The sequence below is a fragment of the Ramlibacter sp. GS1-15 genome (assembly GCF_057785015.1).
The window spans coordinates 3,740,124-3,765,736 of sequence record NZ_JBYNTU010000001.1 but is presented as its reverse complement, the minus strand read 5'-3'; the positions used below and the strand labels follow the sequence as shown (position 1 = coordinate 3,765,736).

The 25,613-nt window shown below is 68.4% G+C and carries 28 protein-coding genes; 23 read left to right on the top strand and 5 right to left on the bottom strand.

Going from position 1 to position 25,613, the window contains the following annotated elements; all coding sequences use genetic code 11:
* Position 1 precedes the first annotated feature (1 nt).
* The 10 genes from AC3EF3_RS18935 (at position 2) to AC3EF3_RS18890 (ending at position 10,306) form a co-directional block, all read left to right on the top strand.
* A complete protein-coding gene (locus AC3EF3_RS18935) occupies positions 2-895 on the top strand; it encodes an ABC transporter permease subunit (protein WP_488533690.1) in 894 nt (297 codons plus the stop codon).
* Positions 892-1,926, top strand: a complete 1,035-nt coding sequence (locus AC3EF3_RS18930) for an ABC transporter ATP-binding protein (protein WP_488533689.1) — start codon at positions 892-894, stop codon at positions 1,924-1,926. Before AC3EF3_RS18935 ends, AC3EF3_RS18930 begins: the two co-directional genes overlap by 4 nt.
* On the top strand, positions 1,923-2,900 hold the full coding sequence (locus tag AC3EF3_RS18925; protein ID WP_488533688.1) for a dipeptide ABC transporter ATP-binding protein: 978 nt from the start codon (positions 1,923-1,925) through the stop codon (positions 2,898-2,900). Before AC3EF3_RS18930 ends, AC3EF3_RS18925 begins: the two co-directional genes overlap by 4 nt.
* A gap of 83 nt (positions 2,901-2,983) precedes the next feature.
* Entirely contained in the window at positions 2,984-4,579 is a 1,596-nt protein-coding gene (locus tag AC3EF3_RS18920) for an ABC transporter substrate-binding protein (RefSeq protein WP_488533687.1), read from the top strand.
* Between the two features lie 245 nt (positions 4,580-4,824).
* Positions 4,825-5,985, top strand: a complete 1,161-nt coding sequence (locus tag AC3EF3_RS18915; protein WP_488533686.1) for a chromate transporter — start codon at positions 4,825-4,827, stop codon at positions 5,983-5,985.
* On the top strand, positions 5,982-6,605 hold the full coding sequence (locus tag AC3EF3_RS18910; protein ID WP_488533685.1) for a hypothetical protein: 624 nt from the start codon (positions 5,982-5,984) through the stop codon (positions 6,603-6,605). Before AC3EF3_RS18915 ends, AC3EF3_RS18910 begins: the two co-directional genes overlap by 4 nt.
* A gap of 18 nt (positions 6,606-6,623) precedes the next feature.
* Entirely contained in the window at positions 6,624-7,526 is a 903-nt protein-coding gene (locus AC3EF3_RS18905) for a Fe-Mn family superoxide dismutase (protein WP_488533684.1), read from the top strand.
* Entirely contained in the window at positions 7,490-8,743 is a 1,254-nt protein-coding gene (locus AC3EF3_RS18900) for an MFS transporter (protein WP_488533683.1), read from the top strand. The genes AC3EF3_RS18905 and AC3EF3_RS18900 overlap by 37 nt, the downstream gene beginning before the upstream one ends.
* 28 nt (positions 8,744-8,771) lie before the next feature.
* Entirely contained in the window at positions 8,772-9,605 is an 834-nt protein-coding gene (locus AC3EF3_RS18895) for an aldo/keto reductase (protein WP_488533682.1), read from the top strand.
* Positions 9,606-9,613: 8 nt separating this feature from the next.
* Positions 9,614-10,306 carry a 5'-methylthioadenosine/adenosylhomocysteine nucleosidase gene (locus AC3EF3_RS18890; RefSeq protein ID WP_488533681.1) on the top strand — a complete coding sequence of 231 codons (693 nt, stop codon included), beginning with the start codon at positions 9,614-9,616 and terminating at the stop codon, positions 10,304-10,306.
* On the opposite strand, the gene AC3EF3_RS18885 is transcribed toward AC3EF3_RS18890, so the two are convergent.
* The 4 genes from AC3EF3_RS18885 to AC3EF3_RS18870 all read right to left on the bottom strand — a co-directional run bounded on the left by AC3EF3_RS18885 (position 10,303) and on the right by AC3EF3_RS18870 (position 13,982).
* Entirely contained in the window at positions 10,303-10,962 is a 660-nt protein-coding gene (locus tag AC3EF3_RS18885) for a hypothetical protein (protein ID WP_488533680.1), read from the bottom strand. The genes AC3EF3_RS18890 and AC3EF3_RS18885 overlap by 4 nt on opposite strands.
* The gene (locus tag AC3EF3_RS18880; RefSeq protein ID WP_488533679.1) at positions 10,959-11,948 is read right to left on the bottom strand and encodes a magnesium and cobalt transport protein CorA; all 990 of its coding nucleotides are present in this window, start codon (positions 11,946-11,948) and stop codon (positions 10,959-10,961) included. The genes AC3EF3_RS18885 and AC3EF3_RS18880 overlap by 4 nt, the downstream gene beginning before the upstream one ends.
* 133 nt (positions 11,949-12,081) lie before the next feature.
* Positions 12,082-13,293 carry a patatin-like phospholipase family protein gene (locus AC3EF3_RS18875; protein WP_488533678.1) on the bottom strand — a complete coding sequence of 404 codons (1,212 nt, stop codon included), beginning with the start codon at positions 13,291-13,293 and terminating at the stop codon, positions 12,082-12,084.
* Positions 13,294-13,358: 65 nt separating this feature from the next.
* Entirely contained in the window at positions 13,359-13,982 is a 624-nt protein-coding gene (locus AC3EF3_RS18870) for a cysteine hydrolase family protein (protein WP_488533677.1), read from the bottom strand.
* Positions 13,983-14,158: 176 nt separating this feature from the next.
* Between AC3EF3_RS18870 and AC3EF3_RS18865 the strand changes: the two genes are divergently transcribed.
* From AC3EF3_RS18865 to hprK, 5 genes are all read left to right on the top strand, one after another.
* Positions 14,159-14,359, top strand: a complete 201-nt coding sequence (locus AC3EF3_RS18865; RefSeq protein WP_488533676.1) for a hypothetical protein — start codon at positions 14,159-14,161, stop codon at positions 14,357-14,359.
* A 20-nt stretch (positions 14,360-14,379) separates the two neighbouring features.
* Positions 14,380-14,562: a hypothetical protein gene (locus AC3EF3_RS18860; protein ID WP_488533675.1), complete on the top strand. Its 183-nt coding sequence runs from the start codon at positions 14,380-14,382 to the stop codon at positions 14,560-14,562.
* Between the two features lie 242 nt (positions 14,563-14,804).
* Positions 14,805-15,131: a ribosome hibernation-promoting factor, HPF/YfiA family gene (hpf, locus tag AC3EF3_RS18855; protein ID WP_488533674.1), complete on the top strand. Its 327-nt coding sequence runs from the start codon at positions 14,805-14,807 to the stop codon at positions 15,129-15,131.
* A 95-nt stretch (positions 15,132-15,226) separates the two neighbouring features.
* Complete coding sequence (locus AC3EF3_RS18850; protein ID WP_488533673.1) at positions 15,227-15,694, top strand: PTS sugar transporter subunit IIA; 468 nt, start codon at positions 15,227-15,229, stop codon at positions 15,692-15,694.
* 16 nt (positions 15,695-15,710) lie between these two features.
* Complete coding sequence (gene hprK / locus AC3EF3_RS18845) at positions 15,711-16,661, top strand: HPr(Ser) kinase/phosphatase (RefSeq protein WP_488533672.1); 951 nt, start codon at positions 15,711-15,713, stop codon at positions 16,659-16,661.
* Between the two features lie 9 nt (positions 16,662-16,670).
* Here hprK and fur read toward each other — a convergent pair whose 3' ends face one another.
* The gene (fur, locus tag AC3EF3_RS18840; RefSeq protein ID WP_488533671.1) at positions 16,671-17,099 is read right to left on the bottom strand and encodes a ferric iron uptake transcriptional regulator; all 429 of its coding nucleotides are present in this window, start codon (positions 17,097-17,099) and stop codon (positions 16,671-16,673) included.
* 72 nt (positions 17,100-17,171) lie between these two features.
* Between fur and AC3EF3_RS18835 the strand changes: the two genes are divergently transcribed.
* The 8 genes from AC3EF3_RS18835 to rocD all read left to right on the top strand — a co-directional run bounded on the left by AC3EF3_RS18835 (position 17,172) and on the right by rocD (position 25,610).
* The gene (locus tag AC3EF3_RS18835) at positions 17,172-17,723 is read left to right on the top strand and encodes an outer membrane protein assembly factor BamE (protein ID WP_488533670.1); all 552 of its coding nucleotides are present in this window, start codon (positions 17,172-17,174) and stop codon (positions 17,721-17,723) included.
* Between the two features lie 10 nt (positions 17,724-17,733).
* A complete protein-coding gene (gene dapB / locus AC3EF3_RS18830; protein WP_488533669.1) occupies positions 17,734-18,555 on the top strand; it encodes a 4-hydroxy-tetrahydrodipicolinate reductase in 822 nt (273 codons plus the stop codon).
* 70 nt (positions 18,556-18,625) lie between these two features.
* Positions 18,626-19,276: a MotA/TolQ/ExbB proton channel family protein gene (locus AC3EF3_RS18825; RefSeq protein WP_488533668.1), complete on the top strand. Its 651-nt coding sequence runs from the start codon at positions 18,626-18,628 to the stop codon at positions 19,274-19,276.
* Positions 19,277-19,278: 2 nt separating this feature from the next.
* Complete coding sequence (locus AC3EF3_RS18820) at positions 19,279-19,698, top strand: ExbD/TolR family protein (RefSeq protein ID WP_488533667.1); 420 nt, start codon at positions 19,279-19,281, stop codon at positions 19,696-19,698.
* Positions 19,699-19,730: 32 nt separating this feature from the next.
* Positions 19,731-22,355 (top strand): leucine--tRNA ligase, encoded by a 2,625-nt coding sequence (gene leuS, locus AC3EF3_RS18815; protein ID WP_488533666.1) that lies wholly within the window; start codon positions 19,731-19,733, stop codon positions 22,353-22,355.
* Positions 22,355-22,837, top strand: coding sequence for an LPS-assembly lipoprotein LptE (locus AC3EF3_RS18810; RefSeq protein WP_488533665.1), 483 nt, complete (start codon positions 22,355-22,357; stop codon positions 22,835-22,837). Before leuS ends, AC3EF3_RS18810 begins: the two co-directional genes overlap by 1 nt.
* Before the next feature lie 5 nt (positions 22,838-22,842).
* A complete protein-coding gene (locus AC3EF3_RS18805; protein WP_488533664.1) occupies positions 22,843-23,316 on the top strand; it encodes an Lrp/AsnC family transcriptional regulator in 474 nt (157 codons plus the stop codon).
* 101 nt (positions 23,317-23,417) lie between these two features.
* Positions 23,418-25,610, top strand: a complete 2,193-nt coding sequence (rocD, locus tag AC3EF3_RS18800; protein WP_488533663.1) for an ornithine--oxo-acid transaminase — start codon at positions 23,418-23,420, stop codon at positions 25,608-25,610.
* Positions 25,611-25,613: the final 3 nt, after the last annotated feature.

Sequence of the window (25,613 nt, the reverse complement as noted above, 5' to 3'; positions counted from 1 at the left end):
GATGAGCGCCATCCTGGAATCAGTACCCACTGCGCCGCCCGGCCCGCTGCGCGACTTCTGGCTGTCGTTCTCGGCCAACCGCGGCGCGGTGATCGGCATGGGCACCGTGCTGTTCCTGCTGCTGCTCGCGTTGTTCGCGCCGTGGATCGCGCCGCACTCGCCCGACCTCACCAACAGCGCCGCGTTCCTCAAGCCGCCCGCGTGGCAGCAGGGCGGCTCCCTGCAGTACCTGCTGGGCACCGATGCGATCGGCCGCGACATCCTGTCGCGCCTGATCTGGGGCTCGCGCCTGTCGCTGTCGATCGGCATCGCCGTGGTGGCCATCGCCGTGGTCGCGGGCATCGTGCTGGGCCTCATCGCCGGTTTCGCGCGCGGCGCCGTCGAGGTCGTGATCATGCGGCTGATGGACATCGTCCTCACGCTGCCCAGCCTGCTGCTGGCGATCGTGATCGTGGCGATCCTCGGGCCGGGCCTGATCAACGCGATGCTCGCGGTGGCGATCGTGATCCTGCCGCACTTCGTGCGCCTCACGCGGGGGTCGGTGATCGCGGAGACTTCGAAGGATTACGTCACTGCCGCGCGGGTGAGCGGCGCGGGCACGCTGCGGTTGATGTTCTCCGAGGTGCTGCCCAATTGCGCGGCGCCCCTGATCGTGCAGGCGTCGCTGGGCGTGTCCACTGCGATTCTCGACGCGGCGGCGCTCGGCTTCCTCGGCCTGGGCGCGCAGCCGCCCTCGCCCGAATGGGGCACGATGCTCGCCGACGCGCGCGAGTTCGTGCTGCGCGCCTGGTGGGTGGTGACTTTCCCCGGCTTGATGATCCTGATCGCCGTGCTCGCCTTCAACCTGATGGGCGATGGCCTGCGCGACGCGCTCGACCCGAAGCTGAAACGATGAGCACGCCCCTTCTCGAAATCGAAGACCTCCACGTCGAGTTCCCGACGCAAGGCAGCGTGATGCGCGCCGTCGAAGGCGTGAGCCTCACGGTGCAGGAAGGCGAGGTGCTGGGCATCGTCGGCGAATCGGGCTCGGGCAAGAGCGTCACGATGATGGCGCTGATGGGCCTGATCGGCTACCCGGGCAAGGTGCGCGCGAAGACGCTGCGCTTCGCCGGCCACGACCTGCTGGGCATCTCCGACCGCGAACGCCGTCGCCTGGTCGGCAAGGACATGGCGATGATCTTCCAGGAGCCGACCACCAGCCTGAACCCGTGCTTCACGATCGGCTGGCAGCTGGTGGAGGCGCTGCGCGAGCATTCGCCGCTGGACAGGAAGAGCGCGCACCAGCGCGCCATCGAGCTGCTGGAGCAGGTCGGCATCCCGGCGGCGGCCTCGCGCATGAACGACTATCCGCACCAGCTGTCGGGCGGCATGAACCAGCGCGTGATGATCGCGATGGCGATCTCGTGCAACCCGCGCCTGCTGATCGCCGACGAGCCGACCACGGCGCTGGACGTGACGATCCAGGCGCAGATCCTCGACCTGCTGCGCGACCTGCAGAAGGAAAGAGGCATGGCGCTCGTGCTGATCACGCACAACATGGGCGTGGTCAGCGAGATGGCGCAGCGCGTCGCCGTGATGTACGCGGGCCAGGTGATGGAGCAGCGCGGCGTGCACGAGCTCTTCGCCGATCCGCAGCACCCGTACACCGAGGCGCTGCTCGCGGCGCTGCCGGAGCGCGGACCGGCCGGCCACCGGCTCGCGACCATTCCCGGCGTGGTGCCGGGCGTGTTCGACCGGCCCGGCGGCTGCCTGTTCGCGCCGCGCTGCCAGTACGCGACGCAGCACTCGATGGCGGTGCGGCCCGAGCTGCGCGAATGGCAGGGCGGCAAGGTGCGCTGCCACTATCCGCTGGGCGATGCGAAACGCTCGGCAGAGATCGAACGCGACGGCCGCATCAAGCCCGTCGCGTGGGAGGCTGCAGCATGAGCGAGGTGGTGGTCGAAGCCAAGAACCTGCGCCAGGTCTACAAGATCAAGCGCGGCATGTTCCGCGAGCCGGCGCAATTGCAGGCTGTAGGCGGGATCTCGTTTGCGATCGAGGCAGGCCGGACGCTGGCCGTGGTGGGCGAATCGGGCTGCGGCAAGTCGACGCTGGCGCGCATGGTGGCACTGATCGAAAAGCCCACGGCGGGCGAGCTCACGCTGGCCGGCGCCGACGCGGTCAACGCGCCCGCGAGCGAGAAGCCGCGCCTGCGCCAGTCCGTGCAGCTCGTGTTCCAGAATCCGTACGGGTCGCTGAACCCGCGCAAGAAGATCAGCGCCGTGCTCGAGGACCCGCTCGCGATCAACACGCGGGTGTCGAAAGCCGAGCGAGCCGAGAAAGCGCGCGCGATGCTCGCGCAGGTGGGCCTGCGCCCCGAGCACGCCAACCGCTACCCGCACATGTTCTCGGGCGGGCAACGCCAGCGCATCGCGATCGCCCGCGCGCTGATGCTGAACCCGAAGCTGCTGGTCGCCGACGAGCCGGTGTCGGCGCTCGACGTGTCGATCCAGGCGCAGGTGCTCAACCTGCTGGCCGACCTGCAGGCGCAGTTCAGGCTGGCCTACCTCTTCATCTCGCACGACCTCGCGGTGGTGCGCCACATCGCGCACGAGGTGCTGGTGATGTACCTCGGCCACGTGATGGAGCAGGGGCGCAAGGAGTCAATCTTCGCGCGCCCGCTGCATCCGTACACGCAGGCGCTGCTCGCCTCCACGCCGGGCGTGGGTGCGCGCAACGTGCAGCGCGTCGTGCTCAAGGGCGAGCTGCCGTCCCCGATGAACCCGCCCAGCGGCTGCGTGTTTTCCAGCCGCTGTCCCTATGCGCAGGAGCGCTGCCGCATCGAGCGGCCGCTGCCGCGGCCCATGGAAGAGCGGATCGTCGCCTGCCATTTCGCCGGCGAAGTGGGCGTCGCAGCCTAGCTCGCGAGTGAGGGTTTGTGTCGGGTTTACCCCGAACCCGCGATACAGATAATGCGTCCCTCAATCCCCCAGAAGGAGAAGGCATGAAATCCATCCTAAAGCCCGCGGCGATCGCCGCGCTCGTGCTGGCCACCGCCGGCGCCGGCGCGAAGACGCTGGTGTACTGCTCCGAAGGCAGCCCCGAGAACTTCTATCCCGGTGTCAACACGACCGGCACCTCGTTCGACGCCAACGAGCCCATCTACAACCGCCTCGTCGAGTTCGAGCGCGGCGGCACGAAGGTCATCCCGGCGCTGGCCGAGAAGTGGGACATCTCGCCCGACGGCAAGGTCTACACCTTCCACCTGCGCAAGGGCGTCAAGTGGCACAACACGCGGGCCTCGTTCAAGCCCACGCGCGACTTCAACGCGGACGACATCGTGTTCTCGTATGACCGGATGTGGCACGACAGCAATCCGTACTTCAAGGTCACGAGCTCCAACCACTCGTACTGGAACGACCAGGGCTTCCCGCGCCTGGTCAAGTCGATCGAGAAGGTCGACGACTACACCGTGCGCATGACGCTCAACGCCGCCGAGGCGCCGTTCCTGTCGAACCTCGCGATGGCCTTCGCCGCGATCCAGTCGAAGGAATACGCCGACGCCATGCTCAAGGCCGGCACGCCCGAGAAGATCGACCAGGACCCGATCGGCACGGGGCCGTTCTACCTGGTGCAGTACCAGAAGGACGCGATCATCCGCTACAAGTCCTTCCCGCAGTACTGGGGCGGCAAGGCGAAGATCGACGACCTCGTGTACGCGATCACGCCGGACGCCTCGGTGCGCTGGGCCAAGCTGCAGAAGGGCGAGTGCCACGTCATGCCGTACCCGAACCCGGCGGACCTGGACGCGATGAAGAAGGACCCGAACGTGCAGGTGCTGGAGCAGCCGGGCCTGAACGTCGGCTACCTCGCATGGAACGTCACCAAGAAGCCGCTGGACGACGTGCGCGTGCGCAAGGCGCTCAACATGGCGATCAACAAGAAGGCGATCCTGGACGGCGTGTACCTGGGCACCGGCATCCCGGCGAAGAACCCGATCCCGCCGTCGATGTCCGCGTACAACGACGCGATCAAGGACGAGCCGTACGATCCGGAAGCCGCCAAGAAGCTGCTGGCGCAGGCGGGCCACCCGAACGGCTTCGACATCGACCTGTGGGCCATGCCGGTGCAGCGCCCGTACAACCCGAACGCCAAGCGCATCGCCGAGCTGATGCAGGCGGACCTGGCGAAGGTCGGCGTCAAGGCCGAGATCAAGAGCTTCGAATGGGGCGAGTACCGCAAGCGCATGCAGGCCGGCGAGCACATGGCCGGCATGCTGGGCTGGACCGGCGACAACGGCGACCCGGACAACTTCCTCGCCGTGCTGCTCGGCTGCGACGCGACGAAGAACAACGGATCGAACGTGGCGAAGTGGTGCTACCAGCCCTTCGAGGAGCTGATCCAGAAGGCCAAGTCCGAAACCAAGCCCGCCGAGCGCGACAGGCTCTACAAGCAGGCGCAGGTGGTCTTCAAGGAGCAGGCGCCCTGGTTCACGATCGCGCACGCGGTGCAGCTCAAGCCCGTGCGCAAGGAGGTGGTCGACTTCAAGCTGTCGCCCTTCGGCCGCCACATCTTCTACGGGGTCGACATCAAGCAGTGATCTTGCGTCCGCAGTAGCGCGTCAAGGGCTCCGATCCGGAGCCCTTGTCTTTTGGGTCGCCGGCATCGCTGCGCGCGTACAATCCGGCCGTGGGGATCCGGGCAGACTCCCCGCACTGTCCAAGAGGCGCCTGCCTCCAAGTCTGCTCCTGATCATGGGCGTCGTCCCAGTTAGGAGCGTGATTTGCACAACTCCATTCCCTTCCCGAAGCTTTCCTGCGCCGGCCGCGCGGGCGGAGGCGCCGCATGAATGCGCCTGCCTACACCTTGTGGCAACTGGTCAGGTACATGCTGGGCCTGGGCACCTGGGGCTTCGGCGGACCGGTGGCCCTGGTGGGCTACATGTACCGTGACCTCGTCGAGAAGCGCCAGTGGATCTCGGAGGCCGACTACAAGGAAGGCATGGCCATCGCGCAGCTCATGCCCGGCCCACTGGCGGCGCAGCTCGCGATCTACCTCGGCTACGTGCATTTCCGGGTGCGCGGCGCGACGCTCGTCGGCCTGGCCTTCGTGCTGCCGTCGTTCCTCATGGTCGTCGCGCTCGGGGCGCTCTACACCGTTTACGGCGGCCTCGGCTGGATGCAGGCCGTGTTCTACGGTGTGGGTGCGGCGGTCATCGGCATCATCGCGATGAGCGCGTACAAGCTCACGACCAGGAACATCGGCAGCGACAAGCTCCTGTGGGCGATCTTCCTCGCGAGCGCGATCGTCACCATCGTCACGCAGTCGGAGATCATCTGGATCTTCCTCGGCGCGGGCGTCCTCGTGTGGCTGGTGCGCACCCGGTCCAAGTTCGGCGCCGCCGGCACATTGCGCGCGACCGGTGCACCGCTGCTCGCGTCGTTCGCATTGGGCTCGGTCGACTGGCACCGGCTGGCGCAGATCGGCGCCTACTTCGCGTATGCGGGCAGTTTCGTCTTCGGCAGCGGCCTCGCGATCGTGCCGTTCCTCTACAGCGGCGTGGTGAAGGAATATGGCTGGCTCACCGACCGCCAGTTCCTCGATGCGGTCGCGGTCGCGATGATCACGCCCGGACCGGTCGTGATCACCACCGGCTTCATCGGCTTCCTGGTGTCCGGCTTCTGGGGCGCCTCGGTGGCGGCGCTCGCCACCTTCCTGCCGTGCTACCTGCTGACCGTGATCCCCGCACCGTATTTCAAGAAGCACGGCAAGCGGCCCGGCATCGTCGCTTTCGTCGACGGCGTCACGGCAGCGGCCATCGGCGCGATCGCGGGGGCCGTCGTGGTGATCGGGCAGCGCTCGATCACCGACTGGATCACGGCGACGCTCGCGATCGTCACGGCGCTCGTGCTCTGGAGATTCAAGAAGGTGCCCGAGCCGGTGATCGTGCTCGCCGCGGCATTGATCGGGCTGGTGGTCTATCCCCTCATCGGAGTCAAGCCATGAAACCCACCGTGATCGGGGTCGCAGCCGCCGCCATCGCAGGCGCGGCGTACGCCCAGCAGGCCCTTCGTTTCGACAGTGACCCGCCTGGTGCGCCGCCGAGCGGCTGGAGCTGCGGCGTGACCGGGCGCGGCACACCCCGCTGGACGGTCGAGAGCCATCCCGCGCATCCCGGTGGCCGCGTGCTCCTCCAGAGCGGCAGCGGCACGTTTCCCTGGTGCGTGCGCGCGGATACGTCGATCGCCGACGGATTCGTCGAGGCGCGCTTCGTGCCCGTTTCGGGCCGCGAGGACCAGGCCGGCGGGGTCGTGTGGCGCTTCAAGGACGGCGACAACTACTACGTGGCGCGGGCGAACGCACTCGAAAACAACGTCTCGCTGTACTACACCGAGCAGGGCTCGCGCAAGACGATCCAGTATGTCGATGCCCCCGTTGCGCGCGGCAAGCCGCACACCTTGCGCGTGACGTTCGCCGGCAGCCGGATCAGCGTCTGGCTGGACGGCAAGCGGTACATCGAAGCGAACGACGACCACATCCGCGGCGCCGGCGCCGTCGGCGTCTGGACCAAGGCCGACAGCGTCACGGCATTCCTCCAATTCAGCTACGGCGCGACCCGCCCGTAGCCCACGAGGAGAACAATCATGGAACTGAGACCCCAGCCCTTGCCCTTCGATCCCGCGCGCGTCGCGGGCCTCTCGGAAAAACTGCTGCGCAGCCACCACGCCAACAACTACAGCGGGGCCGTGAAACGCCTGAACGCGCTGCGCGCCGAACTCGCGCGCATGGACCCCGCGGGCTCACCCGGTTTCGCGTGGAATGGCCTGAAGCGGGAAGAGCTGATCGCCACGAACTCGATGCTGCTGCACGAGCTCTACTTCGCCAGCCTCGGCGGCGACGGCCGGACGATGGAGCCCGCCTGCGAGCTCGCGCTGGCGGCCAGCTTCGGCAGCGTCACGGCCTGGCGCGAGCAGTTCGTCGCTTGCGGCAAGGCCCTGGGCGGCGGCTCCGGGTGGATGCTGCTGGTGTTCCAGCCGCGCGAAGGCACGCTGGTCAACCAGTGGGCGGCCGACCACACGCATGCGATCGCGGGCGGGATACCGGTCCTGGCGCTGGACATGTACGAGCACGCCTACCACATGGACTTCGGCGCGGCCGCCGGCGAGTACGTGGAGGCGTTCATGCCCAATGTGGACTGGGCGGCCGTCTATGCGCGCTACCAGGCTGCCGTGCACGCCGCTTCGGCGCCTTTCGGCTGCCCTGCCGAAGACGCGGGATCCGCCATGGTGCTCGATGTGCGTCGCGCGGGTGTGTACGAGCGGGTCACGCACCGGATCGAAGGGGCACAGTGGCGCGACCCGGCGCGCGTCGCCGAATGGGCGGACGAACTGCCGCGCGAACGCGACATCGTCGTCTACTGCGTGTACGGCCAGGAAGTCGGGCGCGCGACCGCGCTGCGGCTGCGCGCGGCGGGGTTGAGGGCGCGTTACCTGGAAGGGGGGTTCGAGGCATGGCAGAAATCCGGGCGTCCGGTGCAGCCGAAGTAACGCCCACGCGCGCGTCCGATCGCGTGGCCGACGTGAGGCGCTTGCTGCTCGCCAAGGCGCTGCGTGGCTTTGGCGACGGGTTCGTGAGCCTGCTGTTGCCGCTGCATCTGCTGCACCTGGGCCTCACGCCGTTCCAGGTGGGCATCGTCGCCACCACGACCTTGCTGGGCTCGGGCCTGCTCACGCTGCTGGTGGGAGCGCACGCGGCACGCTACTCGTACCGTTCGCTGCTGCTGGCTGCATCGGCGCTGATGGCGGCCACCGGCGTGGCCCTGGTGTCGGTCAGCGCGTTCTGGCCGCTGCTCCTCGTCGCGCTGGTCGGGACCATCAATCCTTCCGGCGGCGATGTCAGCGTCTTCCTGCCGTTGGAGCACGCCGTGTTGACCCGCAGCGTCGGCGATCGCGCGCGCACCGCGGCCTTCGCGCGGTACAGCCTCGTCGGGACCTTGTCGGCGGCCTTCGGCGCGCTCGCGGCGGGTGTCCCGGCACTGGCCGCGGTCCGGCTCGGGATCGACCGCCCGGCCGCGGTCCAGGCCATGTTCGTCCTGTATGCCGCACTGGCGATCTTCGCGGCGCTGGTCTATCGCGGCTTGCCCGCCGGCGCGCATGGTGACGCTGTGCAGCAGCCCTCGGCGTTGGGGCCATCACGCCGGCACGTGCTCGTCCTGGCGAGCCTGTTCAGTCTCGATGCCCTCGGGGGCGGCTTCGTCGTGCAATCGCTGGTCGCGCTGTGGCTGTACCAGCGCTTCGGGCTGTCGGTCGAAACCGCCGCCACGATCTTCTTCTGGACGGGCATGCTCACGGCGATCTCTTACCTCGTCGCGGCGCGCATCGCCTCGCGCATCGGTCTGGTCAGGACCATGGTGTACACGCACCTGCCTTCCAGCCTGTGCCTGATCGCGATCCCGTTCTGCGGCGAGCTCTCGTGGGCGATCGCGCTGCTCTTCGTGCGCAGCGCGCTGTCGCAGATGGACGTGCCCACCCGCAGCTCCTACGTGATGGCGGTGGTCACCCCTGCCGAACGTCCGGCCGCGGCCAGCGTCACGTCGGTGCCGCGCAGCCTCGCGGCGGCGGCCAGCCCGGCAATCGCGGGCTGGCTGCTGGGCGTTTCCACCTTCGGCTGGCCCCTGGTCGTCGGTGGCGTGCTGAAGATCGTCTACGACCTGCTGCTGCTCGCGATGTTCAGTCGCGTGCGCCCGCCCGAGGAGCAGCGCTGACCCCTGCGGCCGGGCGCATACTCGCGGCATGAAACGCATCCTGCTTCCCGGCGGCGACAGCGTCGCCGCGCTGGGCCAGGGCACCTGGCACATCGGCGACGACGCGCGCAAGCGCAAGGACGAAGTCGCCGCGATCCGGCGCGGTATCGATCTCGGCCTCACGCTCATCGACACGGCCGAGATGTACGGCGACGGCCGTTCGGAAGAACTGGTGGGCGAGGCGATCGCCGGGCGCCGCGACGAAGTCTTCCTGGTCAGCAAGGTCTACCCGCACAACGCGTCGCGCCAGGCGATGCGCCGCTCCTGCGAGGCGAGCCTGCGGCGCTTGCGGGTGGACACGCTGGACCTGTACCTGTTGCACTGGCCCGGCCCCGTCCCGCTGGCCGAAACCGTGGAAGCCTTCGAGGCGCTGCAGCGCGCCGGCAAGATCCGCCACTGGGGCGTGAGCAACTTCGACACCGAAGGCATGCAGGCGCTGTGGCGCACCGCCGGCGGTCCGGCGGCGCAGGTGGACCAGGTGCTGTATCACCTGGACGAGCGCGGCATCGAATGGGACCTGAAACCCTGGCTGCGCGAGCGCGGCCTGGCCGTGATGGCCTACTCGCCGTTCGACGAGGGGCGGCTGCTGCGATCGGCCGCGCTGGCGAAATTCGCCAGGCAGCACGGCATGACGCCGGCGCAGGCCGCGCTCTCGTGGCTGCTGGCGCACGACGGCGTGATCGCGATCCCCAAGTCGGGCCACGTCGCGCGGGTGGAAGAGAACGCCGCCGCGCTCGCGCATTCGCTCTCGCCGGCGCAGCTCGAGGAACTCGACCGGCTGTTCCCGCCGCCGGACGGTCCTGCGCCGCTGGCGATGCTCTGAGCCTGTCCATGCGCACGGCGATCGTCTCCGCCATGCACGAGGAGCTCAGCGCCGTGCTCGCGTTGATGCCCGACGAGCACAAGGTGGTGGTCGCGGGGCGCGAGTTCTTCGACGGCCACCTGCACGGGCACGAAGTGGTCACCGTGCTCTCGCGCATCGGCAAGGTGGCGGCCGCGACCACGGCGGCGGTGCTGATCGAACGCTTCAGGGTCGATCGCATCGTTTTCACCGGCGTGGCAGGCGGCCTCGCGCCCGGCGTGAGCCGCGGCGACGTGGTGGTCGCCCAGGCCTTCATGCAGCACGATCTCGACGCCTCGCCGATCTTTCCCAAGTACGAGGTGCCGCTGTACGGCAGGGATCGCTTCGCGACCGATGCCGCGCTCACGGCGCAACTCGAGGCCGCCGTTCGGCGCGCGCTGCCCGGCCGGCACATGCATCGCGGCCTGATCATCAGCGGCGACCGCTTCGTCTCGACCACCGCCGAGAGCCGCGCCCTGATCGAGGCCCTGCCCGACGCGCTGGCCGTCGAGATGGAAGGTGCGGCGATCGCGCAGGTGTGCCACGACTTCGGCGTGCCTTTCGCGGCCGTGCGCACCATCTCCGACCGCGCCGACGACGAGGCGCACGGGGACTTCGTGAGCTTCATCCGCGAGGTGGCGAGCCGCCATTCGGCCGCGATCGTCGCAGCGCTTCTCAGTTAGTCGTCGAACTCGCGCGTCACCTGGATCGTCCAGCTCGACGGCCGCTCGCCCCGGATGCGCTGGGCGCGGCTCACGTCGAAGATCCACTCGCTGCTGGCGAACCAGCGCATGCCGGCGCGCACGAAGTGCGTCCGGTTTTCCAGGTAACGCTCGATCGCGAACAGCCAGCGCCGGTCCGGGGTGGTCCAGTCGGCGGCCACGCCGGAGCGCGCCTGGTCCGGCCCGCCCTTCTGGAAATCGCGACCGAGGTTCGCGTGCAGTTGCCAGCGGTCGAGCGGCTGCAGCGTCAGGAGCGCGGCCGCCGAGGTGCCGACGTAGCGCGGCCGCTGGTGCGTGTCCCACTGCGGCGTGATCGAAAAGCCCACGCGCACGCCTTCGGTCCACTCGCGGGCCCACTTCAGCTGGGCGTGCCACGCACCGCTGGCTTCGCCGGCCTCGCGTCCCGGTTCGGCGTCGATCGCGAGCTCGACGCCGCGAACACCGCACTGCCCGCCCACGTGCACCAGCCGGTCGTTGCGCGTGCCGTGCGTCACCCAGCTCTCGGCCTCGCAATCGCCGGCCCCGAGGATGGAGGCGTCATCGACGCTGTGGTGGCCACCGGCGGCGCCGCAGGCCAGCGGCGCGGCGAGCGCGGCGATGCCCAGCGCGCGCTTCATCGCAGCCAGCCGCGTCGGTAGCAATACCACATCGGCCCCACCGCACTCGCGAGCATCAGCAGCACGACGTAGGGGTAGGCCCAGGGGCCGAGCACCTGGAACTCGGGGAACTGAAGGTTCATGCCGTAGATGCTGGCCACCAGCGTCGGCGGCAGCAGCGCCACGCTCGCCACGGAAAAGATCTTGATGATCTTGTTCTGGCTGATGTTGATGAAGCCCACGGTGGCATCCATCAGGAAGTTGATCTTGTCGAAGAGGAAGGCCGTGTGGTTGTCCAGCGACTCGATGTCCCGCAGGATCTGCCGCGCCTCCTCGAACTGTTCCTGCGTGAGCATGCGGCTGCGCATCATGAAGCTCAGGGCGCGACGCGTGTCCATCACGTTGCGCCGGATGCGGCCGTTCAGGTCCTCCTGGCGCGCGATGTCGCCCAGCACCTCGCCGGCGAGCTCGTCGTTGACCTTGCCCGCGAGCACCTGCTTGCTCACCTTCTCGAGCTCGTCGTAGATGCCCTCGAGGGTGTCCGCCGAGTATTCGGCGTCGGCGTCGAACAGCTTGAGCAGCACGTCCTTCGCGTCCTCGATCAGGCCGGGGGCGCGGCGCGCGCGCAGGCGCAGCAGCCGGAACACCGGCACGTCCTCGTCGTGGATCGAGAACAGCACGCCCTTGCTGCGCAGGGCCTCGTTGGTGAGGTTCATGATGAACGCGACGCGCACGGCGCGCGGCTCGTCCTCGTCGGCGATCAGGAAGTCGCTGCGGATGTGGAGGTCGCCGTTGTCCTCCTCGTAGAAGCGGGCGGACTCCTCGATGTCCTCGTCCATCGCATCCTCGGGGATGGACAGGCCGAAGTACTGCTTGACCCAGCGTTTCTCGTCGAGCGTGGGCGCCTCGAGGTCGACCCAGATCGGCTGGAATTTCGAGAGCTCCTCGAGCGACTCGATCTCTTCCTGGAAGAGGCGCCCGTTGGCGAGCGTGAAGATATTGAGCATGGCTCTTCGTCCGTGGTTCGTTGTGCGGCGTTGCGGGCAGGGTTGCTTTCAACGCCGCGCGTCACGGGCGTCGAAAGCTACCGACTAGGGTAGGTTTCCAAGGAGCTGTCTCCGGCTGTGAGGATGGCCGCGATTATGCCGCCTGCTCGCTGAAGAACGCGAGCAATTCGGCCTTGTGCGCATACGCATCCTGCTCGCCGAGCGCGACCAGCGCCTGCACGAAGCCGGGCTCGAACAGCAGGTAACTGGCGAGCGCGCCGCCGCCACCCTTGAGCGCCCCCAGGCCGCCCAGGACATGCCGCACCGAGGCCGGCAGCTCCTGCGCGTAGGACTGCGCGAGCGCGTCGAGCGACTGGGTCGGCTGGATCGCGAGCACGTCCACCACGCGATAGGGCAGCACCCCCGCCACCTCGCGCGGCAACTGCAGCATGGTCTGGGTCACCCGTTGCGCCTGTTCGACGTCGGCCTGCAGGGTGTCGTGGAACACGCTCGCCATCGCATGGCCGGCGATGCCGCCGAGCGAGGGGCCGCGGTGGTTGCCGTTGGCGCCCGCCTGCACGAACCCCGAGCGCTGCGGCTGGCCGACGCCGACGACGAGGACGCGGTGCGCCCCCAGATGGATCGCGGGCGACAGCGGCGACACCTGGCGCATGGAGCCGTCGCCGAAGTACTCGGGACGGTCGTCCACCCACAGCGGCGTGGCGGGGAAGAGGAACGGGATCGCGCTCGACGCCATCAGGTGTTCGATGGTCAGCGGCTGGAATTCGGAGCGGCGGCCCGGGCGCTGCCACGGTTCGTGCTTCTCGTCGCGGGCCGTGTGGCAGAAGGTCCAGTGCACGCCGCTGGTGTAGCTCGAAGCGGTGACGGCGACCGCATCGATCGCATTCGACGCGAGCGCATCCTCGATCCCCTGCAGCGAGATCGCATGGTGCAGGCTGTCCACCAGCGGCATGTTGTCCAGCAGCGCCCCTTGCGCGCGCGTCTGGCGCCACAGCGCCCAGGCGGTGGCGATGCGCGACACGCGAACCCAGGCCGGCACCTCGAGCCGGTAGACGTCCTGCGAGCGCAGCCGCTGCCAGAACTGCGACAGGGACGCGAACGCGTCCAGGCCCTGCGTCGCCGCGGCCGCCAGGTAGGCCACGTTGAGCGCGCCGGCGGAGGTTCCGACCAGCACCTGGAACGGAAACGCGGCGGAGCCGCCCGCCTGCAGCCGCAGCATGACGGCGAGCGCCTGCAGCACGCCCACCTGGTAGGCGGTGCGCGCGCCGCCGCCCATCAGGACGAGCGCGTTCGTCGGCCGTTTCGGGCGCACCAGGCCCGCGTGAATGATGGTCCCCAGGCTCATGGCAGCCTTGCTCTCCTCGCCGCATGGTAGAGGAGAAGCGGGGCGGCGCGAACGCGCCGGTGCGCTCAGAGGTCGCGCCGCCCGCGCCGCTTGCGCCGCGGCGGCGCCGCCGTGGACGGCCGCACGTCGCATTTGAGCACCGATGCCATGAAGGCGAGGCTGGCCTTCCTGGCCTGCGCGCTCTCGGCGGCGTTGCAGTCGGCCGGCACCCAGCACGGGTACTCGCGCAGGAAGGCGTCGCCGGCGGTGAGCTGCACGCACATGTCGGTGGCCAGCCCGCAGATCACGAGTTCCTTCGTCTCCATCTCGGTGAGCAGCAGCTCCAGCGGCGAGGCGTAGAACGCGGAGTGGCGGGGCTTGAGGATCGTGATGTCGCGCGCCTGCGGGTAGAGCAGTCGCGCGATCTCCCCGGGCGCGCCTTCCATCCCGAGGCAGGTCGACACCAGGCTGTGGAAGTCCGATTGCCACACGCCGTAGTTGTCGTTGGCATAGATGGTGGTGACGCCTTCGCCCGCGAGCCGCGCTTTGAGCGCCGCGGTCCGGCGGGCCGCCGCGACCGCGTCGGCGGCGATCGACTCGCTGCCCGGGAAATTCAACGGGTTGATGAAGTCCACCAGCAGCAGCACGCGGGCGCTGCGCGGCAGGCGGGGCGCCGCCATGCCGTCGAAGGGAGGTCCGCTCCGGGCCATGACGGATTCTTGGCGGCGCCCCTCGGCGCAGGGGGCGCCGGCACCCGATGGCTGAGGCAGGACCAGTCCTACAGATTCGGGCCGAGCCGTCCGACAGACCCGCTCATCCTCGCCGCCTACATTGGACGCTGTCTCCCCGGCACGGCAGTCACGCCGGGACCCCAAGGAGTTTTTCAATGATCGAGCTGGCGAACGACCCCCACGCGAGCCGTTCCTTCGAACGCGCTGCGCCCAGCGGCGGCGAACCGAAGGCGCGGGCGACCGAGTTGCGGCGTCCGAGCAGCGGACATGCGTGGCCGTTCCTGAGCCGCTATGCGGCGCGCCCGGTGCGCGAGGACAACTCCCCCAAGCCCGCCGCCCAGGACAGTGGCAGCTGACCCCACCCGGAGAAAATGAGATGAGCACGGAACCCAAGACCCCCAACCGCTTCGCCGACACGCCGCGCGACAAGCCCATGAGCGAGCACACCGAGCACGCCAACCTCGAACGCCCGGGCGCGCAGGCGCACCCGAAGGCCGCACGCAGCTGGAGCGGCTATGTCGACCCGGTCACCGCATGGCGGCGCATGCAATTCGCATAGCGCGTCAAGCCCCGTCCATCAAGAAAGCCCCTCTGCGGGGCTTTTTTGTTGGCTTGCGCAATTGAAATTCCTTGCCCGCCAAGCACTGGCCAATGCCGCGCGGACAAAGCGTTTCACGCGCTTGCCGCCATTGACCGAAATCCATTGCAATCGCATGACAGGCGCGGCATAGTGGTTTTGCCGACCCCTCTCCACAGGCGGCGAAAACCCCCGTCCAGTCCGAAGCAACAGGAGGTTCATTTATGAACTTGACGATCAGCGGTCACCACCTCGAAGTCACCCCCGCTCTTCGCAATTACGTGACCACCAAGCTTGATCGAATCACAAGGCACTTTGACCAGGTCGTCGATGTTCGGGTCCTGCTCACCGTGGAGAAACTGAAGGAGAAGGAACGACGACAGCGCGCCGAATGCATGATCCACGTGAAAGGCAACGACATGTTCGCCGAAAGCTGGCACGAGGACCTCTATGCCGCCCTCGATGAGCTGGTCGACAAGCTCGACCGCCAGGTCGGCAGGCACAAGGACCGGGTGCAGGACCACCAGTGCAAGGTCAAGCGGATCATGTGAGCCGCCGACCGGGGCCTCTTCGGGGGCCTCGTGCTTTGTGGGCCGGCTTTCCCCAATGACGTTTCTGTTGCGGTGCATAATGGATGACCGCAACCATGAACCGCCTTGCGTCCATCCTGCCTGCCGCTCAGGTTCTAGTGAGCGTCGACGCGACCAGCAAGAAGCGCGCGTTCGAGGAGGCCGGCCTCCTGTTCGAGAACCTGCACGGCCTGTCGCGCGCCCTGATCACCGACAGCCTGTTCGCCCGTGAACGCCTGGGCTCGACCGGCCTCGGCCACGGCGTGGCGATCCCGCACGGCCGCATCAAGGGGCTGAAGGCGCCGATGGCGGCGCTGTTCCAGCTGGCCCAGCCGATCGGCTTCGACGCGCCGGACGAGCAGCCGGTGGCGCTCCTGATCTTCCTGCTGGTGCCCGAGGCGGCGACCCAGAAACACCTGGAAATCCTCTCCGAGATCGCGGAGCTGCTGTCCGACGCGCCGCTGCGCGAGAAGATGAAGAACAGCACCGACGCCGCCGAGCTGCACCGCCTGATTGCCACCTGGCAATCGTCGCAGCCGAACTGATGCCCGGCCCGCGCTCGTGAAACCCACCGTCGTCAGCGCCGACGTCCTGTTCGAAGACCACCGCGCCCAGCTCAAATGGGAATGGGTGGCGGGGCTGGGCGCGTCCGAGCGCCGCTTCGACGAGATCGCCGTGCGCGCCGCGCGCTCGGGCGCGGACCTGGTCGGCTACCTCAATTACATCCACCCCTACCGGGTGCAGATCCTGGGCGAGCGGGAGATCGCTTACCTCACCAACGCGACGGTGGAGGATTGCGCACGCCGCATCTCGCGCATCGTGACGCTCGAGCCGCCCGTGCTGGTGCTGACGGACAACCAGGTCGCGCCCGACGCGCTGCTGCAGATGTGCGAGCGGGCGCAGATCCCGATGTTCGCGACGCACGAGCCGTCGGCGTTCGTCATCGACGTGCTGCGGGCGTACCTGTCCAAGCACTTCGCCGAGCGCACGTCGATGCACGGTGTGTTCATGGACATCCTGGGCCTGGGCGTGCTGATCACGGGCGAATCGGGCCTGGGCAAGAGCGAGCTGGGGCTGGAGCTGATCTCGCGCGGCAACGGCCTGGTCGCCGACGACGCGGTGGACTTCTACCGCATCAACCAGACGACCATCGAGGGCCGTTGCCCCGAGCTGCTGCAGAACCTGCTGGAAGTGCGCGGCATCGGCCTGCTCGACATCCGCGCCATCTTCGGCGAGACGGCGGTGCGCCGGAAGATGCGCCTGAAGCTGATCGTGCACCTGGTGCGGCGCGAGACGCTCGAGCGCGAGTACGAGCGCCTGCCCTACGAGCCGCTCACGCAGGACGTGCTGGGCGTGCCGGTGCGCAAGGCCGTGATCCAGGTGGTCGCCGGCCGCAACATCGCCGTGCTCGTGGAAGCGGCCGTGCGCAACACCATCCTGCAGCTGCGCGGCGTCGATACCTACCAGGAGTTCGTCGAGCGGCACCGCCGCGCGATGGAGGGCGGGGCCTAGGCTTGTGCGCTACTTCGGCCGGTGCGGGCACGGGTTCTTCGTGCAGCGCGCGTACAGGCTCAGCGCGTGGTCGGCGATCTCGAAGCCCTTGACCTTGGCCACCGCGTTCTGCCGCTTCTCGATCTCGGCGTCGTAGAACTCCTCGACCCGCCCGCAATCGATGCACACCAGGTGGTCGTGGTGGGTGCCCTCGTTCAGCTCGTAGACGGCCTTGCCGCTCTCGAAGTGGCTGCGCGTGAGAATGCCGGCCTGCTCGAACTGGGTGAGCACGCGGTAGACGGTGGCCAGGCCGATGTCCGAATGGTCCTGCAGCAGGATGCGGAACACGTCTTCGGCCGTCATGTGCCGCTGGTCGCCCCGGTGGAAGACGTCCAGGATCTTCAGCCGCGGCGCGGTGGCCTTGAGGCCCGTGCTCTTGAGTTCGTCGATGTTGGCCATGGGTCCCGCGGCGGGTGCGAAAGCCCTGCCGCTACAATCATTTCGATCATATCGCCACTCGCGTCCAGCCCCATGCCCGTCCTGTCTTCCCCTGCCGCGCGCGCCGCACTCGTCGCCGCCGCCTGCGCGCTCGTCGCCGGCTGCGGCAGCTTCGACAGCGCCTCGCGCAGCATCGCCGGCATCGTCACGCCCTACAAGGTCGAGATCGTGCAGGGCAACTTCGTCTCGCGCGAGCAGGTGAATGCGCTCAAGACCGGCATGAGCCGCACGCAGGTGCGCGACATCCTGGGCACGCCGCTGATCGCCGACGCCTTCCACCAGGACCGCTGGGATTACGTGTTCACGATCCGCCGCCAGGGTGTGGCGCCGCAGGAGCACAAGCTGGCCGTGTACTTCAGCGGGGACCAGCTCCAGCGCTGGGAAGGCGACGAGATGCCGACGGAGTCGGAGTTCGTCGCGGCGCTGGACAACAAACGCAAGAACGCCAAGGTGCCCGAGCTCGAAGCCAGCGAGGACAAGCTGCGCCGCTTCGCCGAGGAGAACAAGCCGCCGGCGGCGCCCCCCGAGCCGCCGCCCGCATCCGCGTCGGCGAACTACCCGCCGCTCGAAGGCCAGTCGCGCTGAAAGGAATCGCATGGCTGGGGTGAACGCGATGCACAAGGTGGCCGTGGCCGGCGCGAGCGGGCGCATGGGCCACATGCTGATCGAGGCGATCCGCGCCTCCGGCGATTGCCAGCTGGCCGGCGCCACCGACGTGGCCGCCAGCCCGGCGATCGGCAACGACGCCGCCGCCTTCCTCGGCCACGCCAGCGGCGTGCCGGTGACCGCGGATGTGCGGGCGGCGCTGGCCGGCAGCGAGGTGCTGATCGACTTCACCCGTCCCGAGGGCACGCTGGAGCACCTGCGGGCCTGCCGCGAGCTGAAGGTGAACCTCGTGATCGGCACCACCGGCTTCAGCGAAGGGCAGAAGGAACAGATCCGCGACGCGGCCCGCGACATCGCGATCGTCATGTCGCCCAACATGAGCGTGGGCGTGAACGTGACGATGAAGCTGCTCGAGCTGGCGGCCAAGTCGCTGGCCAGCGGTTTCGATGTCGAGGTGATCGAGGCGCACCACCGCCACAAGGTGGATGCGCCCTCGGGCACCGCGCTCAAGATGGGCGAGGTGATCGCCCAGGCGACCGGGCGCGAGCTCAAGGACTGCGCCGTCTATGCGCGCGAGGGCGTGACGGGCGAGCGCAATGCCGGAACGATCGGCTTCTCCAGCATCCGTGGCGGCGACATCGTCGGCGACCACACGGTGCTCTTCGCGGGCAATGGCGAGCGCATCGAGATATCGCACAAGTCCAACAGCCGGCAGGGCTACGCCGACGGCAGCCTGCGCGCCGTGCGTTTCCTGGCCGGCAAGAAGAAGGGCCTGTTCGACATGTTCGACGTGCTCGGCCTGCGCGGATGAGCGCCGCGCGGCCGCTCCGGAAGCGCTCGCTCCCCCTCGGGGGGACGGCGCGCAGCGCCAAGGGGGCCACATGAACTTCTGGGATTTGCTCGGCAACGGCGACGCGATTACCCGACTCGTCGCGGTCGTGCTGCTGGCGATGTCGGTGGCGAGCTGGGTGGTGATCCTGTGGAAGGCCTGGCTGCTCAAGCGCGCGACCGGTGACGTCGGCCGCAGCACGGCGGCGTTCTGGCAATCGCCGTCGATCCCCGAGGCGCAGCAGAAGGTCGGCGCCTTCGACCGCGAATCGCTCGTGATGCCGCTGATCACGGCGACGCAAGGCCAGGCGCCGGGCTCGCTGGCGGCCGCTGGCGACCGCTCGCAGCAGCTCACGCGCGTGCTGCGCGATGCGCTCCATCGCGTCATCGACAAGCTGCAGTTCGGGCAGGTGCTGCTGGCCACCGTGGGATCGACCGCGCCTTTCGTCGGCCTGCTCGGCACGGTGTGGGGCATCTATCACGCGCTGACCGGCATCGCCGCCGCCGGGCAGATCACGATCGACAAGGTCGCGGGCCCGGTGGGCGAATCGCTCATCATGACCGCCGCCGGCCTGGCCGTGGCCATTCCCGCCGTGCTCGGCTACAACATCTTCGGCCGCTTCATCGGCCGCATCGAAGCCGACCTGGAAGGCTTCGCGCGTGACCTGCGCGAACTCCTGACGCACCCGGACACGGCCCGCTGACCATGGCATTCGGCCGCCTCGAACGCACCGTCGGTCCCCAACCGATGAGCGACATCAACATGACGCCGCTGGTGGACGTCATGCTGGTGCTGGTGGTCATCTTCATCATCACGGCGCCGCTGCTGGCCAGCTCGGTGCGGCTGGACCTGCCCCGGACCGAGGCGGCCAAGCCGTCCGACGCGCCGCTGTTCGTCACCGTGCTCCTCGACAAGAGCGGCCAGGCGTTCGTGGACGACAAGCCGGCGACCACCGAGCAGCTCGCCCAGCGGCTGGCGCAGGCCGCCAAGGCCAACCCCGACACCGAGATCCAGTTGCGCGCCGACGCCGGCGTGCCCTACGGGCGTGTCGTGGAGATCATGGGCGCCGCCCAGAAGGCCGGGCTGAATCGCATCGGCTTCGTCGCCGATCCCGGCACGCGCTGAAAGCCCATCGCCCGCCCCCTACAATTTGTAGGATGCAGGAAAAGTACATCCCCGGCGAAGTGGAGCGCACCGCGCAGGCGCATTGGACCGCGCGCGACGCCTACCGCGTCACCGAAGACGCGCGCAAGAAGAAGTTCTACGCGTGCTCGATGCTGCCCTATCCCAGCGGCAAGCTGCACATGGGGCACGTGCGCAACTACACCATCAACGACATGCTCACGCGCTACCTGCGCATGAACGGGTACAACGTGCTCATGCCGATGGGGTGGGACGCCTTCGGCCTGCCGGCGGAGAACGCGGCGATGAAGAACGGCGTGCCGCCCGCGAAGTGGACGTACGAGAACATCGCGTACATGAAGGGCCAGATGCAGGCCATGGGCCTGGCCATCGACTGGTCGCGCGAGATCGCCACCTGCGATCCCACCTACTACAAGTGGAACCAGTGGCTGTTCCTGAAGATGCTCGAGAAGGGCATCGCCTACCGCAAGACCCAGGTCGTGAACTGGGACCCGGTCGACCAGACCGTGCTCGCCAACGAGCAGGTGATCGACGGCAAGGGCTGGCGCACCGGCGCCGTGGTGGAAAAGCGCGAGATCCCCGGCTACTACCTGAAGATCACGGACTACGCCGAGGAGCTGCTCGACCACGTGCAGCACCGCCTGCCCGGCTGGCCCGAGCGCGTGAAGCTGATGCAGGAGAACTGGATCGGCAAGAGCGAAGGCGTGCGCTTTGCCTTCACGCACGACATCCGGGGCGAGGACGGCGAGTTGATCCAGGGCGGGCGCATGTACGTCTTCACGACGCGCGCCGACACCATCATGGGCGTGACCTTCGTCGCCGTCGCGCCCGAGCATCCGCTGGCGCTGCACGCCGCACGCACCAACCCGAAGGTCGCGCGGTTCATCGAGGACGCGAAGAAGGGCGGCACGACCGAGGCGGAACTCGCGCTCAAGGAAAAGGAAGGCGTGCCCACCAGCCTGCAGGTGGTGCACCCGCTCACCAACGAGCCGGTGGAGGTCTGGGTCGGCAACTACGTGCTCATGGGTTATGGCGACGGCGCCGTGATGGGCGTGCCGGGCCATGACGAGCGCGACTTCGCCTTCGCGCTGAAATACGACCTGCCGATCCTCGAAGTCGTGCACGTGGACGGCGAGACCTACGATTACAAGCACTGGCACGACTGGTACGCGGACAAGGAGCGCGGCGTCACGATCAACTCGGACATCTTCAGCGGCTTCGCCTACCAGGAAGCCGTCGATGCCGTCGCGCATGCGTTGCAGCAGAAGGGCCTGGGCGAGAAGAAGACCACCTGGCGCCTGCGCGACTGGGGCGTGAGCCGCCAGCGCTACTGGGGCACGCCGATCCCGATCATCCACTGCGACGAGCACGGCGCCGTGCCGGTGCCGGAGAAGGACCTGCCCGTGGTGCTGCCGCAGGACTGCGTGCCGGACGGCAGCGGCAACCCGCTGGCCAAACGCGAGGATTTCCTCAAGTGCACCTGCCCGGTGTGCGGCCGGCCGGCGCGCCGCGAGACCGACACGATGGACACCTTCGTCGACAGCGCGTGGTACTACATGCGCTACTGCGACCCGAAGAAGGCCGACGCGATGGTGGGCGAGGGCGCGCAGTACTGGATGCCGATGGACCAGTACATCGGCGGCATCGAGCACGCTATCCTGCACCTGCTGTACGCACGCTTCTGGACCAAGGTGATGCGCGACATGGGCCTGGTGAAGGTGGACGAGCCTTTCACCAAGTTGCTCACGCAGGGCATGGTGCTCAACGAGGCCTTCGTGCGCGTCGGCGAGAAGACCGGCAAGCGCTATTACTGGGCCAGCGAGCTGGACATCGAGCGCGACGAACACGCCAAGGTGATCTCGGCCAAGGCGAAGGACGACGGCCAGCCGGTCACCTACGAGGGCTGGACGACGATGTCCAAGTCCAAGAACAACGGCGTCGACCCGCAGGACCTGATCGAGAAGTACGGCGCCGACACGGCGCGCCTGTACACGATGTTCACCGCGCCGCCGGAAGCCACGCTCGAATGGAACGACGCCGCGCTGGAAGGCTCGTTCCGCTTCCTGCGCCGCGTGTGGGGCTTCGGGCACAAGATGGGGCCGGGCAGCGCCGCGCCGGCGGCAGCGGCTATGGGCGCGCAGAGCAAGGCGCTGCGGCGCGAGATCCACACGGTGCTGCGCCAGGTCGACTACGACTACCAGCGCATGCAGTACAACACGGTGGTGTCCGGCGCGATGAAGCTGCTCAACGCGCTGGAGGACTTCAAGGGCACGGCGGAAACCCACGCCGACGCGGCCGTGCGCGAGGGCTTCGGCATCCTGCTGCGCGTGCTGTACCCGGTGACGCCGCACATCGCGCAGGCGCTGTGGCACGAGCTCGGTTACGCCGAGCGCGTCGGCGAGCTGCTCGATGCGCCCTGGCCCCAGGTCGACGAGGACGCGCTGGTGCAGGAGGAGGTCGAGCTGGTGCTGCAGGTCAACGGCAAGCACCGCGGCTCCATCCGCGTGCCTGCGGGCGCGTCGCGCGAGGAGATCGAGAAGGCGGCGACCGCGCACGAGGCCTTCGCGCAGTTCGGCGGCGGCAAGCCGGCGAAGAAGGTGATCGTCGTGCCGGGCCGTCTCGTGAACGTGGTGGTCTGATGCAAAGGCGCACACTCCTGGCCTGCACTGCCGCACCCCTGGTGACGGCTTGCGGCTTTCAGCTGCGGCAGGCACCGGACTTCGCCTTCAGGACGATCTACGTCGGCACGAATTCGGCCCTCGGCAAGGAATTGAAGCGCAACATCGAGTCCAACCGGAACGTGTCGGTGGTCGAGACGCAGGCCGGGGCGCAGGTCGTGCTGGACGTGCTGAACGAGCAGCGCGAGAAGGTCGTGGTCGGCCTCAATGCGTCCGGCCAGGTGCGCGAGTTCGAGCTGCGCGTGCGCCTGAAGTTCAAGCTGCGAACACCCGATGGCCGGGAGCTGATCCCCGAGTCCGAGATCGTGCAGCAGCAGGACGTGAGCTACAACGAATCGGCGGCGCTCGCGAAAGAGGCCGAGGAGCAGCTGCTCTATCGCAGCATGCAAAGCGACATCGTGCAGCAGCTGATGCGGCGCCTCGCGGCGGTGAAATCGATCTGAGGTCGATGGAACTCGATCGCGCGGACCTCAAGCTGCTCGAACTGCTGCAGAAGGACGGCCGCACGACGGTGCAGGCCTTGTCCGAGGCCATCCACCTCTCGGCCCGCGCCACGCTCAACCGCGTGCGCAAGCTGGAGGCGAACGGCGTCATCGAGGGCTACCGCGCGATGGTCAACCGCGCCGCGCTCGGCGAGCAGGTCTGCGTCTTCGCCGAAATCGCGCTGAAGGACCAGCGGCAGGCCTCGATCCAGCGCTTCGAGAAGCGCATGGCCTCCACGCCCGAAGTGGTGGGCTGCTGGGTCGTGTCGGGGCGCTACGACTACCTGGTGCGCATCGCCTGCCCGCAGCTCGCGCATTACCACCGCCTGATCAACGCGTGGCTGGACGAAGGCCCGTTGGGCGTCGAGAAGATCGTCACGAACATCGAGCTCCAGACGATCAAGGAGTTCGAGGGATTTCCACTTCCGATTCGGAAGTGATCCTGCCTCATCACTGCCGCGGGCGGCAGTGCCCACCCCTCCGATTCACGCCGACGGCGTCCCGGGCGACGTAGACTTTTTTCACGTCTCCGGAGCCTGCCATGACCGCGAAATCCACCCTCCACACCGCCGATTTCATTCGGAAAGAACAGCGCTATGGCGCACGCAACTACGCGCCGGTGCCGGTCGTCGTCGACCGCGCGAAAGACTGTCTCGTCTGGGACGTCGAGGGCCGCGAATACATCGACATGATGAGTGCGTATTCCGCCGTCTCGCACGGACACCTGCACCCGCGCCTGGTCGCGGCGGCCACGCGCCAGCTCCAGAAGGTTGCCGTCACCTCGCGGGCCTACCACGGCACCACGCTGGGCCCGTTCCTCGAGAAGCTGTGCGCGGTCACCGGCTTCGAACGCGCGCTGCCGATGAACACCGGCGCCGAGGCGGTGGAGACCGCGATCAAGTGCGCGCGCCGCTGGGGCCATTACGTCAAGGGCATCATGGACGGCGAGCAGGAAATCCTGGTCGCGCGCGGCAACTTCCACGGCCGCACCAGCACCATCATCAGCTTCTCGAGCGAGCCCGACTACAAGGCCGGTTTCGGCCCGTTGGCCGAGGGCTTCGTGCACTTCGATTTCGGCGACATGAAGAGCGTGCGCGAGGCGACCACGCGCAACACCTGCGCCGTGCTGATCGAGCCGATCCAGGGCGAGGCCGGCGTGATCGTGCCGCCGCCGGGCTTCTTCGCGCAGCTGCGCGAGTGGTGCGACCGTCATGAGATCCTGCTGATCGACGACGAGGTGCAGGCGGGCCTGGGCCGCACCGGCCGCTGGTTCGCCTTCGAGCACGAGGGCATCCGCCCCGATGCGCTGATCCTGGGCAAGGCCCTCGGCGGCGGGCTGCTGCCGGTCAGCGCCTTCCTGGCCGACGCCAACGTGATGGACGTCTTCAATCCGGGCAGCCACGGCTCGACCTTCGGCGGCAACGCGCTGGCGGCGGCCGTCGCGCTCGAAGCGCTGAACGTGATCGAGGACGAGAACCTGGTCGCGCGCAGTGCGGCCCTGGGCGCGCACCTGCACGAGCGACTGCGGTCGGTGATGCGCGAATCGGGCGGGCTCATCCGCGACGTGCGCGGCCGCGGCCTGTGGGTGGGCGTGGACATCGACCCGAAGCACGCGACCGCGCGCGATCTGGTCGAGCGGCTCGCGCGGCGCGGCGTGCTGTCGAAGGAAACGCACGAGACCGTGATCCGCTTCGCCCCGCCGCTCACGATCGGCAAGGCGATGATCGACGACGCCGTCGACCGCTTCCGCGACGTCGTGCTTGAAAAATGCGCGCAGCTCGCTATAAATGGCTCGGCGCCCGGGCATCGGCCGGGCGTGGAGGTTGCCATCGAGGCGAGCGCGACCGGCGGCGCCCCGCCGCAGTTCCTCATGAGTCCACCCGATTTCTTCGAGGTGGCCTACTCGATCAATCCCTGGATGAACCCCCGCGAATGGCAGCTCGATGCCAAGCGCCTCGCCCGTGACGCGCAGGCCGGCTGGGACTTCCTGCGCGCCACCTACGAGCAGCTGGGCACCCAGGTGATCGTCAAGCCGGCCGCGCAGGGCTGGCCCGACCTGGTGTTCACCGCCAATTGCGCGGTGGTGCTGGACGGCAAGGCGATCCTGGCACGCTACCTGAACGAGGAGCGGGCCGGCGAGGAGGAGCACGGCCGGCGCATGTTCGAGCAGCTGCAGGCGCGCGGCCTCATCGACCAGGTGGTGCGCACCCCCGAAGGCGTGTACTTCGAGGGCGCGGGCGACGCCGTCTTCGACGCCCACCGCCGCATCATGTGGATGGGCCACGGCCAGCGTTCGTGCCGCGCCGCGCACCACACCATCGAGCAGGTGTTCGGCATCCCGACGATCTCGCTCGAGCTGGTGGACCCGCACTACTACCACCTGGACACGGCACTGTGCGTGCTCACGGGCGGCGAGGTGATGGTCCACCCGGGCGCCTTCACCGAGGAGGGCCGGGCGCAGATCCGCGCCGTCGTGGGCGCCGACAAGCTGATCGAGGTGCCCGCCGAAGACGCCGCCGCACTCGCGGTGAACGCCGTGTGCATCGATCGCGTGGTCGTGATGGGCCACTGCTCCGGGCAGCTGCGGCGCGAGCTGCAGGCGCGCGGCTACCACGTGCACCTCGTGCCGCTCGGCCCGTTCAACCGCTCGGGCGGCGCAGCCTTCTGCCTGACGCTGGCGCTGAACAACGTCTGCAAGGGCCGCGTACAGCGCGGCGAGAAGCTGGCCGCTTAAACT